12 protein-coding genes are annotated in these 13473 nt (G+C 70.9%); 9 read left to right on the forward strand and 3 right to left on the reverse strand.

Features of this window, described 5'->3' with window-relative positions; translation table 11 throughout:
* Positions 1-373: 373 nt before the first annotated feature.
* A complete protein-coding gene (locus ACQEVO_RS05385) occupies positions 374-1108 on the reverse strand; it encodes a glucose 1-dehydrogenase (RefSeq protein ID WP_432909421.1) in 735 nt (244 codons plus the stop codon).
* A 123-nt stretch (positions 1109-1231) separates the two neighbouring features.
* Here ACQEVO_RS05385 and ACQEVO_RS05390 point away from each other — a divergent pair, with 123 nt between their 5' ends.
* From ACQEVO_RS05390 to ACQEVO_RS05405, 4 genes are all read left to right on the forward strand, one after another.
* The gene (locus ACQEVO_RS05390; RefSeq protein WP_432909423.1) at positions 1232-2308 is read left to right on the forward strand and encodes an NAD(P)H-dependent amine dehydrogenase family protein; all 1077 of its coding nucleotides are present in this window, start codon (positions 1232-1234) and stop codon (positions 2306-2308) included.
* Between the two features lie 106 nt (positions 2309-2414).
* Positions 2415-2606: a hypothetical protein gene (locus ACQEVO_RS05395; RefSeq protein ID WP_432909425.1), complete on the forward strand. Its 192-nt coding sequence runs from the start codon at positions 2415-2417 to the stop codon at positions 2604-2606.
* Between the two features lie 181 nt (positions 2607-2787).
* Positions 2788-4539, forward strand: a complete 1752-nt coding sequence (locus ACQEVO_RS05400; protein WP_432909427.1) for a hypothetical protein — start codon at positions 2788-2790, stop codon at positions 4537-4539.
* Between the two features lie 166 nt (positions 4540-4705).
* Positions 4706-5863, forward strand: coding sequence for a hypothetical protein (locus tag ACQEVO_RS05405; RefSeq protein ID WP_432909429.1), 1158 nt, complete (start codon positions 4706-4708; stop codon positions 5861-5863).
* Between the two features lie 621 nt (positions 5864-6484).
* Here the strand turns inward: ACQEVO_RS05405 and ACQEVO_RS05410 are convergent.
* The gene (locus ACQEVO_RS05410; RefSeq protein ID WP_432909430.1) at positions 6485-6919 is read right to left on the reverse strand and encodes a ferritin-like domain-containing protein; all 435 of its coding nucleotides are present in this window, start codon (positions 6917-6919) and stop codon (positions 6485-6487) included.
* A gap of 220 nt (positions 6920-7139) precedes the next feature.
* Entirely contained in the window at positions 7140-7691 is a 552-nt protein-coding gene (locus ACQEVO_RS05415; RefSeq protein ID WP_432909432.1) for a hypothetical protein, read from the reverse strand.
* Positions 7692-7850: 159 nt separating this feature from the next.
* Between ACQEVO_RS05415 and rimP the strand changes: the two genes are divergently transcribed.
* From rimP to ACQEVO_RS05440, 5 genes are all read left to right on the forward strand, one after another.
* Complete coding sequence (rimP, locus tag ACQEVO_RS05420; protein ID WP_432909434.1) at positions 7851-8474, forward strand: ribosome maturation factor RimP; 624 nt, start codon at positions 7851-7853, stop codon at positions 8472-8474.
* The gene (gene nusA, locus ACQEVO_RS05425; RefSeq protein WP_432909436.1) at positions 8471-9499 is read left to right on the forward strand and encodes a transcription termination factor NusA; all 1029 of its coding nucleotides are present in this window, start codon (positions 8471-8473) and stop codon (positions 9497-9499) included. The genes rimP and nusA overlap by 4 nt, the downstream gene beginning before the upstream one ends.
* A gap of 254 nt (positions 9500-9753) precedes the next feature.
* Complete coding sequence (locus ACQEVO_RS05430) at positions 9754-9975, forward strand: YlxR family protein (RefSeq protein WP_432909438.1); 222 nt, start codon at positions 9754-9756, stop codon at positions 9973-9975.
* Positions 9976-10083: 108 nt separating this feature from the next.
* On the forward strand, positions 10084-13062 hold the full coding sequence (gene infB, locus ACQEVO_RS05435; RefSeq protein ID WP_432909440.1) for a translation initiation factor IF-2: 2979 nt from the start codon (positions 10084-10086) through the stop codon (positions 13060-13062).
* Positions 13063-13179: 117 nt separating this feature from the next.
* Positions 13180-13470 (forward strand): DUF503 domain-containing protein, encoded by a 291-nt coding sequence (locus ACQEVO_RS05440; RefSeq protein WP_280401480.1) that lies wholly within the window; start codon positions 13180-13182, stop codon positions 13468-13470.
* Positions 13471-13473 lie beyond the last annotated feature (3 nt).

A 13473-nucleotide genomic window follows, 5' to 3' on the forward strand; every position in this document is an offset into this window, starting at 1 on the left:
GTGGAGGTAGTCATGGGAGCAGCACGGACAGTTGTCCTCGCCCTGCGGGATTTCGCCCTCGGTGTTCACCTCGCGAACGGTATCCGGCACGGTGTGCCGCATGCTGTCACGCCCTCAGGGGGTCGCGCGCGGTCGCGGCGGACGGACGCGCGCCCGGCGGAAGGTGCGCCGGTGGTGCCGGTGTTCGGTCAGCGTCTTGTGAACCCGGCCGCCGTGAGTAGTTTCCGGGTGTGATCGCGCAGGCGCCGCGGCCTACCGGGCGAAAGCCCCGCCCTCGGTATCCGGCGTGCATTCTTGCCGATAGCGGTGCCGCGGGCGGGTTATCCGTCCAGCGGGCGGCCGTGCGGCGCGGCTCCCCCCGGCATCGGAAGTGCTACTTGTGTGGCACTCCGGTGACCAGCCCGCCGTCGACGACGAATTCGCTGCCGGTGGCGTAGGAGGATTCGTCGCTGGCCAGGAACAGGATGAAGGTGGCGACCTCGGCGGACTCCGCCGGGCGGCCGAGCGGGATCGTCACCAGGTCGTCGGGGATGCCCTCGGTCATCGGGGTGCGGATCAGGCCGGGGTGGACGGAGTTGACCCGGATATTGTGCGGGGCCAGTTCGAGGGCGGCCGATTTCGCGAGGCCGCGGACGCCCCATTTGGAGGCGACGTAGCCGTGTGCGAACGGGGCGCCGCGTAATCCCTCGATGGAGGAGACGTTGATGATCGAGCCGCCGCCGGCGGCGATCATCGGCTCGACCGCGGCGCGCATCCCGAGGAACGTGCCGACCAGGTTGACATCGATCACGGCCCGGAACTTCTCCAGCGAAAGTTTCTGCAGCGGTGCGCCGTTGACGATGCCCGCATTGTTCACCAGGACATCGAGTTTGCCGAATTCGGTGGTGGCGGCCGTGACGGCGGCGTCCCACTGGTCGGGTTCGGTGACATCGAGCGGGACGTAGCGGGCGGCGGGGCCGATCTCGTCGGCCAAGGCCTTGCCCTCGTCGTGGAGTACATCGCCGATGACCACCTGTGCGCCCTCGGCCACCAGCAGTTTCGCATGGGCCGCGCCCATGCCCCGTGCGCCGCCGCTGATCAGGGCGACTTTGCCGTCTACACGTCCCATGCCGGTGACGCTACCATGAAACTGGAACACGTTCTAGACACTGTTCCGGAACCGTGCTCGGAGCCCGAAGAACGCGGTGGGACGGTGATTTCACCGCTCGCGCCGCCGCACCCAGGAGAAAAAATGGCACTTCGCGTCGTCCTCGTCGGTACCGGCAATGCCGGCCGGATCGCCCTCGCGCAACTCATCACCGATCCCCGGTTCGACCTCGTCGGTGTGGGCGTATCGACCCCCGAAAAGGCCGGGCGGGACGCGGGCGAGCTGGCGGGGCTCGACGTCGTCACCGGAATCACCGCGGTCGGCGATATCGACGCGCTGCTGGCGACCCGCCCCGACTGCGCGGTGTACTGCGCGATGGGCGATACCCGGCTGATCGAGGCGATGGACGATATCGCGCGATTCCTGTCGGCGGGCGTGAACGTGGCCGGTACGGCGCCCGGTCTGCTCATGTATCCCTGGGGGACACTGCCGGACAAGCTGTTCGCCAAGGTGGAAGCGGCCGCGGCCGCGGGCGGGGCCAGCGTATTCGTCAACGGTGTGGACCCGGGGTTCGTCAACGATTTGATCCCCTTCGCGCTGGCATCCACCTGTCAGCGGGTGGAACAGGTGCGTTGCCTGGAAATCGCGGATTACGCCACCTACGACGGGTCCACGGTCATGTTCGACGTGATGGGTTTCGGCACACCGCTCGACGAGACCCCGATGCTGCTGCAACCGGGTGTCCTCGGAATCGCGTGGGGTGCGGGAATGCGCGCCCTGGCCGCCGGGCTCGGCGTGCGCATCGACGAGATCACCGAGAGCTACGAGCGCGAACCCGCGCCGGAGGACTTCGAGGTCGCGGTGGGTCCGGTCCCCAAGGGCAGCCAGGCGGCACTGCGGTTCGAGATCACCGGCCGGGTCGCCGGGCATCCGGCGATCGTCGTGGAACACATCACCCGGTTACGCGACGATCTGCGACCGGACTGGGCGCGCCCCGCGCAGGCCGGCGGATCCTACCGGGTGGAGATCACCGGGGAACCGTCGTATGCCGTGGACATCTGCCCGTCGAGCCGATCGGGCGATCACAACTACGCCGCGATCCTCGCTGGGGTCGGCCGGGTGGTCAACGCCATACCGGCCGTCGTGGCCGCCGAACCCGGTATCCGCACCACCGGTGACCTGCCGATGTACACCGGACCCGGAATCACGGCGCCCGCCTGACCGGGTGTATCTGCCTGCGGATTCGGCAGCGATCCGCGCGCCCGCCTAAGCTCGGGAACCGGGGCGAGCCGGTGGTTCGCCGCCGACACCAGGAAGGTTGCGCTGAATGTATGAGCCCGACCGGTCCGGCCCGCCGCGTGAGCCGAACCTGTCCGAACTGCGGGAGCGCGCCGCGCACGGCGATTCCGATGCCGTCGCACAGTTGCTCGATATCGGGGACGAACGCACCGATGCCGTGGACCTGAGCGAATTCGATCTCGGCCTGGACACCGCCGAGAGCACCGACGCCGAGACGTAGCCCACCGGCCTAACCGCCCGACCGCCCCGACAGGTCGCTTGTAGGGTGGGGGCCCATGGGTAGCGCTCCGGCAGTCGTACCGCAGCGATCCCCTGTCCCGGACCCGCCGCACAGGCGGTCGGCCCGGGGGCCGGGCGGGTTACGCCGAGGAAGATTCGCGGACGGGCGCACGGTGCTCGGAGTGGCCGCCTTCCTCATCGCGGTCCAGCTCGCCGTCCGTACCTGGGTTGCCGCGCACGGCTATTTCTACTGGGACGATCTGATCCTCACCGGCCGCGCCGGTACCTACCCGCTGTGGTCGGGTGAGCTGCTCCTCCACGATCACGACGGTCATTTCATGCCGCTGGCGTTCGCCGTGTCCTGGCTGGTGACCGCCGTCGCGCCGTTGAATTGGCCGGTCGCCGCCGCGGTGACACTGCTCATGCAGGCGGCCGCCGCGGGCGCGATTCTGCGCCTGCTGCTGATGCTGCTGGGGCGGCGCCGGGTCCTGCTGATCCCGCTCGCGTTCTACCTCTTCGGCCCCCTCACCCTGCCCGCGTTCGCCTGGTGGTCGGCCGCGCTGAACGCCCTGCCGCTGCAGTTCGCGCTGGCCTGGGTCGCCGCCGACGCGCTCGCGCTGGACCGGACCGGGCGCCGGCGGTACGCGGTGTCCGGGGTGGTGGTGGCGGCCGTATCGCTGCTGTTCTTCGAGAAGGCGGTCGTGGTGCCGTTCGTCGCCTTTGCGGTGGTCCTGCTGCGCCGGTCCGTCGACGGCCGGGGGATGGCGGTGCGCGCGGTCCTGCGCCGGGGCGCGGGTCTGTGGGCGGGTTCGGCGGTGCTCCTGCTGACCTGGGCGCTGGTCTATTTGGCGGTCGCGGGGATATCGACCGGGGACGGCGGGTCCGGCGAAATGGCCCATCTGCTGCCCCGGGCGGCCTGGGCCGGGGTGGTGACGGCGCTGCTCGGCGGGCCGTGGGGCTGGGAGCGCTGGGTACCGTCGGCGCCGTGGGCGGTCGCACCCGACTGGGCGGTGTGGGTGGCGTGGATACTGCTGGCCGCGGTGGTGCTCGCGACGATCCGCGCCCGGCCGGTGGTCTGGCGCGTATGGGCCGCGGCCGCGCTGTACCTGACGGCGGTGCAGATCCCGGTCGTGCTGATGCGGGCCGGGCCCAATACGGTCGACGAGCTCATGATGTCGCTGCGTTACCTGGCCGACGCCGCCGTCGTGCTCACCGTCGCGGGTGCGCTCGTGCTGCGGGCCTTCGCCCACCGCCGGCGCTCGGGTCGAGGCGCCGTCGGCGCCACCCGGTGGCCCGGCGCACCGGCGGCCGTGGCCGTGGTCGCGCTGTTCGTGGTGAGCAGCCTGTGGTCGACCTACACCTTCACCCGCAGCTGGTCGGCGGGGCCGACGGAAACCTACGTGACCACGGTGAAATCGGAGTTCGCCCGATGGGACGGGGTGCCGTTACTGGAACAGGAAGTCCCCTGGGGCGTGCTGAACCCCACCGCTTATCCGCAGAACGAGGCGAGCCGGGTACTCGCGCCGATCACCCCGCCCGGCGCCTTCGCCGACACCACCGAACACCTGCGGATGATCACCGACGACGGCGAATTCACCGAGGCCCGGGTGTGGTGGAACAGAGCTGTCGTACCCGGCCCGGTTCCGGGCTGCGGCCATCGAATCGACGGCGAGGTGCCGATCCGGGTCCCGCTGGACGGTCCCATGATCGCGCACGAGTGGACCGCCCAGCTCAACTACTTCGCCGACCGGGACGGGCAGGTCACGGTGGGATTCGAGAGCGGTGAGAAGGTCCTGGTGCCGGTGCGGCCCGGGATGCACACGGTGTACGTGCGGATCACCGGCAGCGGGTCGGCGCTGCTGATCCAGAACCGGACACCGGGGCTGCTGGTGTGCCTGGGTACCGGGCCGGTCGGCGTGGCCTCCTACGGCTGAACTTCCCAGCGACGGCAATACCCGAGGGCCCGGACCCAGGGTGTGCGTGTCACCGTGTCCGAAGGTGACCGGACGCGGGGCCCGTGGCCGTGCGCGTCCGGCAACGGCCCGCGATCGGCGCACCCGCCGGGGAGGTTCAGCAGGGCGAAATGGTGGAGACGTGCCGATGACCGAGGGCGGTTATGGTGCCGACGGCACAACCGTGGACGCCGTCGCGGGCCAGTTGGCCACCCGGCTCGGCGCGATCGGTGAAACCGCCGGCGAGGTGATGCGACGCGATGTGCGTACCGCGGCCGGCGGGGCCGAATCCATCGCCCTGCTGGTCCAGGCCGACGCGGTCGGTGCCGGTCGGATAGCGGCTGCTACCGCGGGCGAACAGGCGGTCGATCGGGGTGCCACCGCGCAGGTGGAGCAGGTGGCCACCGGAAAGCACTCGGCGCCCGATCCGGCGGCGAGCGCCGTCCCGTCGGCGGTGTTCGGAGCCGAGCCCGCGGAAAGCCCTCAACCGGACACGTCGGCAGTACCGGAGGAATCCACCCCCGCGGGTGGCGCGTGGTCTCGGCCCGCCGCGGAGCCTATTCCGGAGCAGTCCGGCGATTCGGGGCCCGGCCGGGTCGGCGCGGGCGCCGGTGACGCCGCGGTGGCAGGGGGTGTCGAGTCGGTCGACGGTGGTCATGCCGGCCACTCGCCGGACGAAGCCGGAGTACCGCATGGTGCGGGCGCGGCCGGTGAGGTCGATGGCGGTGCCGGTCATCCCGCAGTGTCGGCCGCGGTCGGCGGCGGGCACAGCGGGACATCCGAGCCGGAAGACCCGCCGGAACCGGCGCACGACGCCGCGAACGCGACAGAGCCAGTGGCCTCGGGCAGCGTATCCGGACCCGACCGGCCCGTGCCGGGCCCGGAGCCGGTTGCCGACGCCGCCGGGAAGGACCCCGTGGTCCCGGGCGACCCGGCCGGATCGCCGTCAGCGGGGACGAACACGACCCCGATGGCGGAGTCGCTCGCCGAAGCCCCGGCGGGCGAACCGGCGGTGCGGCAATCGTCCGCGCCGCCCGGCTCGACTCCGTGGACGCCCGATCTCGCCGGCGGCGGGGTCGGCGCGGCACAGGGTCAGGTGCCCGGAGGCACGCCGTGGAATGGCGGCGCCGGTTCCTCGATGCCGTATATGCCAGGAATGCCCGGCGGGCTGGGGTCGCTGACGCCGCAGGAAAGGCCGCCGCGTGGCAGCGCGCCCTGGTCCCGGGGCCGCGGTTCGACGCACGGTGGCGGAACCGTGTTCCCCCGCCCCCGAACGGACGGACCGGAACCGGCGGGCCGCGGCTGACTGTGCGGCCTCGGTCCCAGCGCGTAGCGATATGGCCGGGACCGTCCGATACCGTGTCGGAACGGCCACCGGTACCTGACGAAACCGGCGTGCACCGTGCTGCCGTGCGACCTCCGAGGAATTCGGTTCAGTACGACATCTCGGCCGTGGCCGGCTGGACCCCGACACAGACCGATAGCAGCAACTACTCGACCGGATCCCGCACTCGAGCGGCGACATCGGTCCGATCCTGCTCGACCGGTTCACGAAAGTGCCGCCGGAACCGGGCCGGATGCGGCGAAGATCGCCGGTGCCACGAGATGCGGCAGCCCATCGACCAGCGCGCGGCGGACCGGGCGGCCGGCGCCCGGGTGCCGATCCGAGCCGTGACATGCGCCGACAGGCGCGGCCGGGTAACCATGCCCGGGTTCGGAGTGCGTTCCGGCAGATCGCTGCCGCTGCACGAGACCGGGCGGACCGATCGGAGGAATCTCGATCGCAGGATGTACCCGCCGCCGGCATGGTGCGGGCAATTATCGACGGAGACCCCTCGGCCGCTGCGACCCGATGTCCGGGCCGGGACGAGCCCGCGGGGACCCGGACGGCCGGCGGTTCCCGTGCCGGAGCGGACCGCGCAGCTGTTCAGGGCCGTCCCGGGAAGGCGGTGGTGGCGGGTTCGGTGCCGCGGGCCGCCGACCAGACCGCGCGGCGCCCGGCACATTCGGTGAGTGCCTCGACGGCGATGCGGCGGGTGCTTTCGGTCTCGGCGCGCTCGACCACCGCACGCCAGGCCACCGCGGAATCGGTTTCGACGATGATCGCCAGCTGGGCCGCGGTGTCCGCGTCGGAAACCGGGAGCGGCGCCGTGTAGGCCGGGTCGGGTGGTGGCACGGTGGCGCGCTGACCGGTCAGCAGATCGACCGTCGCATCCCGCCGGGCGCGGTGCGCCGCGGTGTGCTGGGCGACCGTACGCCGCTGGTCCGCGCCGGTATGGGCGGCGATCACACCGTAGGCGTAGACGGCGGCGTATTCGGCGGTGAGCGCCTCGGCCAGCGCCCGCTGTTCGGTGGCACTCATGCTGTCTCCTCGGGTATGAGTGAGGGCGCTGCGTGGTTACGCTTCGCTGCCGCCTCCGGGCCTGACTCACTCATGCTGTGTCCATAGGGCATGAGTGAGGGCCCTGCGTGGTTACGCTTCGCTGCCGCCTCCGGGCCTGACTCACTCATGCTGTGTCGATCGGGCATGAGTGAGGGCCCTGCGTGGTTATGCTTAGCTGCCGCCTCCGGGCCTGACTCACTCATGCCAGCAGCACCCCCACGTGGACGGCGCACGCCGCGCTGATCGACGCGAGCAGGCCCGCGCGGTAACCGGACTGGGTGACCGCCAGATCGGCCGCCGCGCGCTGGGAAGCGGTGAGCTGATCGCGCAGTCCGTCGATACTCGGCGGTGCGGCCGGGGCCGGGGTGGTCGTGGGTGCCGGGGTGCGTACCGCCGGTGTCGTCCCGTCGCCGTACACACCGATCGCGCGGTCGATCTCGGTGCGCAGGGCGTCGGCGTGGGCGGTGCGTTCGGCCGCGATGGTGGTGAGCGCGGCGGTGCGGGCGGGATCGAGGGTGATCGCGGCGGTCGCGGCGGCGGCGTCGGAACGGGCCGAGAACTCCTGGGCGACGAGCACATCGGGTTCGGTGATCGGCTCTTCGGCGCAGGACAGCAGCGCGGGCGCGGTCAGCAGCCCGACCGCGCCGCCACCGGCCACCCGCAGGGCCGTCCGGCGATCGATGCGGCCCCCCTGACGTGCGGGTCCGCGGAAGAAACCGGCCGCGGGCCGGTGGGTAACACGCTCTGTCACCGGACCATCGTGCCAGATCCGCGCTGTGCGGCCGGGTTCGGCGTCGGCGGGCGGACTTACCGCCGACCGCTGGTCCTTTACCTTCTCGCGGCGCGTTACGCTGGGTGACCGGCACAGAACATTTCCGTCCGCGTAACAACTGAACCAGGAGCTGCCCATATGCCGATGCCGACCGAGGAAAGGGTGAGCCGGCTCGTCGCCGGACTCGTTGCCGGTCGAGGATTCGATCTCGAGGGAGTCGAGGTTTCCACCGCGGCGGGGCAGACCCGGGTGCGGGTTATCGTGGACAGCGACGACGCCGCGGACCTGGACAGTATCGCCGAACTCAGCAGCGAGGTATCGGCGCGCCTGGACGAAGCGGACGACGAGTTCGGTGCCTACCGATACCTGCTCGAGGTGACCACACCGGGTATCGACCGCCCGCTCACCGCCGACCGGCATTGGCGCCGGGCGCGGGGCCGCAAGGTCGCGGTCCGGTTGCGGCCGGGCGTGAAACCACCCGAACCGGGATTGCCGACCGCCTTCGACGCCCGGGTCGGAGCCCTCGACGGCGACCGTATCGCGCTCGTGGTCGGGGGTAAACGTGCTCCCCACCTGGTCACCGTCGCCCTGGGGGATATCGAACGCGCCGTGGTGGAAGTGGAGTTCTCCCCGCCCGGCGCCCGTGAACTGGAACTTGCCGGGGGTGTCGCCACCGGCCGCCCACCCGCGGGAGCGGACGCCGCGGAGCTCACCGCACACACCGTCGCCGCGTCCGATTCGACCGAAGGGACCATGGAATGAACATCGAAATCGAAGCCCTGCGCGCCATTGTCGCGGACAAGGGGATCTCGATCGAAACCGTGATCTCCGCGATCGAATCCGCACTGCTCACCGCCTACAAGCACACCGAGGGTCATCAGGCCAACGCCCGGGTCGAGATCGACCAGCGCACCGGCCTGGTGCGGGTGCTGGCCACCGAGCTCGACGCCGAGGGGCAGGTGGTGTCCGAATGGGACGACACCCCCGAAGGGTTCGGCCGGATCGCCGCCACCACCGCCCGCCAGGTGGTGTTGCAGCGGCTGCGGGACGCGGAGAACGAGAAATCGTTCGGCGAGTTCTCGACGCACGAGGGCGATATCGTCGGTGGTGTGGTGCAGCGGGATGCGCGCGCCAACGCCCGCGGCACGGTGGTGGTGCGGATCGGCAGCGAACTGCACGGCACCGAGGGACTGATCCCGTCGGCCGAACAGGTGCCGGGGGAGAGCTACGAACACGGCGACCGGATCAAGTGCTACGTGGTCGGGGTGTCCCGTGGTCCGCGCGGCCCGCAGATCACCCTCTCGCGCACCCACCCCAATCTGGTGCGGCGGCTGTTCGCGCTCGAGGTGCCCGAGATCGCGGACGGGTCGGTCGAGATCGTCGCGGTGGCCCGGGAGGCCGGGCACCGGTCCAAGATCGCGGTGCGGTCCACGGTGTCCGGGGTGAACGCCAAGGGCGCCTGTATCGGCCCGATGGGGCAGCGGGTGCGCAATGTGATGAGCGAACTCGCCGGCGAGAAGATCGACATCATCGATTACGCCGAGGATCCGGCGACCTTCGTGGGTAACGCGCTGTCGCCGTCGAAAGTGGTTTCGGTCACAGTGGTGGACCCGGATGCCCGCGCGGCCCGGGTGATCGTCCCGGATTTCCAGCTGTCGCTGGCCATCGGCAAAGAGGGGCAGAACGCCCGTCTCGCCGCCCGGCTCACCGGCTGGCGGATCGATATCCGCAGTGATGCCGCCCCCGATGCCGGCGGTTCGGTGCGTACAGAGGCCCAGCGCCGTTGACTCCTGCCCCGCATGTGGCGCGCCCCGTCCGCGACCAGCGAACACGCCACGACGACCCGCCGGTGCACGCGCAGCCGGGGGCGGGGTTGGAGGTCGGCGACCGGTCAGCGGTAGAGTGGTGTCAGGTTCGGTCCGAGTCTTCGGTTCCCGCCCACGAACGTGGAGAATCCGCGGCGCCCCGGCGCCCGGCGTATCCGGTACGTACGTGCGTCGGGTGCCGGAAACGAGAACCGGCCGCCGAACTGCTGCGGATCGTGGCGCGAGGGCCCGGCACCGGGAACGGTGCGGACGTCGTCGTGATCGTTCCCGATCCACAGCGCAGACTTCCCGGACGGGGTGCCTGGCTGCACCCCTTTTCGTCTTGTCTGCGCACCGCGGTCCGGCGCCGAGCGATCGGCAGAGCACTACGAGTGTCCGGACATCTGGATATCTCAGCCCTGGAGCAACACCTCGAGAACAGGCACGAGCACTCATGAGCACACCGTGAAGTACCAACGATGAACGTCCATCGGAGTTAACCCGAGGTCGTGCGGGTCCCCGCCAGCAGGCGGGCGGCGCTGCTCGACCTCTCAGTGAGGAGAGCAGTGGCAGGCAAGGCCCGCGTGCACGAGTTGGCCAAAGAACTCGGTGTCACGAGCAAAGAACTACTCGCGAAGCTCAAGGAGCAAGGCGAGTTCGTGAAGTCGGCATCGTCGACGGTGGAGGCACCCGTCGCGCGCCGGCTGCGCGAGTCGTTCGCGGCGAAATCCGCGCCGGCGAAATCCGATCGGTCGAACGGCAACAAGCCGTCGGCCCGCCCCGGTCCGGCAACCGGGGCCAAACCCGCGGCACCCGGACCCCGTCCCGGCCCGCGTACCCCGGCGCAGGCCGCTAAACCGAGTCCCGCCGAATCCGCCCCCGCGGCCGAGGCCGCACCGGCGCCGGCCGTCGACGGCGGCCCGAAGCCGGCCGCGGCTCCGCGGCCCGGTCCCGCGGTGAAACCGGGTCCGGCGCCGGCCCCGTCCCGGGAAGCGGCGCAGGCCCCGGCCGCGAAACCGGCCACTCCGCCCGCCCGTCCGGCGGGTCAGCAGCGGCCGGCGGCGCCCGGGCAGGCCCCGGCCCGGCCCGGCCCCAAACCCGGCCCGAAGACCCCTCGGGTCGGTAACAACCCGTATTCCTCGGCCCCCGAACGTGAGCGTCCGACGCCGCGTCCGCAGCCCGGCCAGGGTGGTCCACGACCCGCACCGGGTCAGGGTGGTCCGCGCCCGGGTCCGGCACAGGGTGGTCCACGTCCCGGCCAGGGTGGTCCGCGTCCCGGTGGTAACGCACCGCGGCCCGGCCCCGGTGGCCAGCGGCCCGCGGCGGCCCAGGGCGGTCCCCGTCCCGGTGGTCCGCGGCCGAGCCCGGCTTCGATGCCGCCCCGCCCGACACCCGGCGCCATGCCGCAGCGTTCGGCGCGGCCCGGTCCGGCGGCCGGTGGCCGTCCCGGTGGTGGCCGGCCCGGCGCCGGTGGTGGCGGTCGTCCCGGTGGTGGCGGCGGCGGTTACCGCGGTGGCGGTGGCGGCGGCGCACCCGCCGGTACCGGCGCACCCGCCGGTGGTGGCGGTTTCCGGGGTCGTCCCGGTGGCGGCGGTGGCCGCCCGGGTGGGCCCGGCGGCCGCGGTGGCGCGGCCGGTGCCTTCGGCCGTCCCGGTGGCGCGCCCCGGCGTGGTCGCAAGTCGAAGCGGCAGAAGCGCCAGGAATACGATTCGATGCAGGCCCCGTCGGTCGGCGGTGTGCGGCTGCCCCGCGGCAACGGTGAGGTCATCCGCCTCGCCCGCGGCGCGTCGCTGTCCGATTTCGCGGAGAAGATCGACGCGAACCCGGCCGCCTTGGTCCAGGCGCTGTTCAACCTGGGCGAAATGGTCACCGCGACCCAGTCGGTGAACGACGAAACCCTCGAGCTGCTCGGCGGCGAGATGAACTACGTCGTGCACGTGGTCAGCCCCGAGGACGAGGACCGCGAGCTGCTGGAATCCTTCGACCTCACCTACGGCGAGGACGAAGGCGGCGAGGAAGACCTCGAACAGCGGCCGCCGGTGGTCACCGTCATGGGCCACGTCGATCACGGTAAGACCCGTCTGCTGGACACCATCCGTAAGGCCAACGTCCGCGAGGCGGAGGCCGGCGGTATCACCCAGCACATCGGCGCCTACCAGGTGATGACCCACCTCGGCGAGGAAGACCGGCTCATCACCTTCATCGACACCCCGGGTCACGAGGCGTTCACCGCCATGCGTGCCCGTGGTGCGAAGGCCACCGATATCGCGATCCTGGTGGTCGCCGCCGACGACGGTGTGATGCCGCAGACGGTGGAGGCGATCAACCACGCCCAGGCGGCCGATGTGCCGATCGTGGTCGCGGTCAACAAGATCGACAAGGAAGGCGCGAACCCGGAGAAGATCCGGCAGCAGCTGACCGAATACAACCTGGTGGCCGAGGAATACGGCGGCGACACCATGTTCGTCGACATCTCCGCCAAACAGGGCACCAATATCGACGCCCTGCTCGAGGCGGTGCTGCTCACCGCGGACGCCGCTCTGGACCTGCGGGCCAATCCGGAACAGGACGCCCAGGGTGTGGCCATCGAGGCGCATCTGGACCGCGGTCGCGGCCCGGTTGCCACCGTGCTCATCCAGCGCGGCACGCTGCGGGTCGGCGATTCGATCGTGGCGGGCGACGCCTACGGTCGCGTCCGGCGCATGGTCGACGAACACGGGGCCGATGTCGAGGCGGCGCTGCCGTCGCGACCGGTCCAGGTCGTCGGTTTCACCTCGGTACCGGGTGCGGGCGACAACCTGCTCGTCGTCGACGAGGACCGGATCGCCCGGCAGATCGCCGACCGGCGCAATGCGCGTAAGCGCAACGCCCTGGCCGCGCGTAGCCGTAAGCGGATCAGCCTCGAGGATCTGGATGCCGCGCTGAAGGAAACCAGCGAGCTGAACCTGATCCTCAAGGGCGACAACTCCGGTACCGTCGAGGCGCTGGAAGAGGCCCTGCTCGGGATCGAGATCGACGACGAGGTGCGCCTGCGGGTCATCGACCGCGGTGTCGGTGGTGTCACCGAGACCAACGTCAACCTGGCGTCGGCGTCGAACGCGATCATCATCGGGTTCAATGTCCGGGCCGAGGGCAAGGCCACCGAACTGGCCAACCGCGAAGGCGTGGACATCCGGTACTACTCGGTGATCTACCAGGCCATCGACGAGATCGAGAGCGCGCTCAAGGGCATGCTCAAGCCGGTCTACGAAGAGGTCGAACTGGGCCGCGCCGAGATCCGGGCGATCTTCCGGTCGTCCAAGATCGGTCTCATCGCCGGCTGCATGGTCACCTCGGGTGTCGTCAAGCGCAACGCCAAGGCCCGCCTGCTCCGCGACAACATGGTGGTCGCCGAATCCACGACGATCAGCTCGTTGCGCCGGGAGAAGGACGACGCCATGGAGGTCCGCGAGGGCTTCGAATGCGGTATGACGCTGACGTACTCCGATATCAAGGAGGGCGACATCATCGAGGCCTACGAGTTGCGCGAGAAGCCGCGCGACTGACCGTGATACGGGCCGGGCGTACGCGTCCGGCCCGGTCATCGATACGGCACGACAGGCGTGGGGCTCGCCGTTCACGGCGGGCCCCCAACTGCGCCGGTGCCATAACTGGGAGGTTGCGTGTACCTCGGTGCACTCGAGTTCGACATCCTGCTGGGTGATGTGCACTCGCTGAAGGAGAAGCGTTCGGTCGTGCGGCCCATCCTGGCCGAACTGCAGCGCTTCGGGGTGAGCACCGCCGAGGCCGGGGAACACGACCGCTACCGGCGCACACTGCTCGCGGTGGCGATGGTGTCGGCCGGGATGGACCACCTGACGGCCGTGCTCGACAAATGCGAACGCCATGTCGCCGCGCGTCCGGAGTTACAGTTGCTGGCAGTACGCCGCCGTGTCTTCGGACCCGAGGACTGAAAG

It is taken from the genome of Nocardia sp. CA-290969 (genome assembly GCF_050936135.1).
Lineage (GTDB): Bacteria > Actinomycetota > Actinomycetes > Mycobacteriales > Mycobacteriaceae > Nocardia.

What these genes read in the sequence shown, in the direction of transcription:
- ACQEVO_RS05385 (WP_432909421.1), bottom strand. Translation starts at nt 1,108, where the DNA reads ATGGGACGTGTAGACGGCAAAGTCGCCCTGATCAGCGGCGGCGCACGG.
- ACQEVO_RS05390 (WP_432909423.1), top strand. Translation starts at nt 1,232, where the DNA reads ATGGCACTTCGCGTCGTCCTCGTCGGTACCGGCAATGCCGGCCGGATC.
- ACQEVO_RS05395 (WP_432909425.1), top strand. Translation starts at nt 2,415, where the DNA reads ATGTATGAGCCCGACCGGTCCGGCCCGCCGCGTGAGCCGAACCTGTCC.
- ACQEVO_RS05405 (WP_432909429.1), top strand. Translation starts at nt 4,706, where the DNA reads ATGACCGAGGGCGGTTATGGTGCCGACGGCACAACCGTGGACGCCGTC.
- ACQEVO_RS05410 (WP_432909430.1), bottom strand. Translation starts at nt 6,919, where the DNA reads ATGAGTGCCACCGAACAGCGGGCGCTGGCCGAGGCGCTCACCGCCGAA.
- rimP (WP_432909434.1), top strand. Translation starts at nt 7,851, where the DNA reads ATGCCGATGCCGACCGAGGAAAGGGTGAGCCGGCTCGTCGCCGGACTC.
- nusA (WP_432909436.1), top strand. Translation starts at nt 8,471, where the DNA reads ATGAACATCGAAATCGAAGCCCTGCGCGCCATTGTCGCGGACAAGGGG.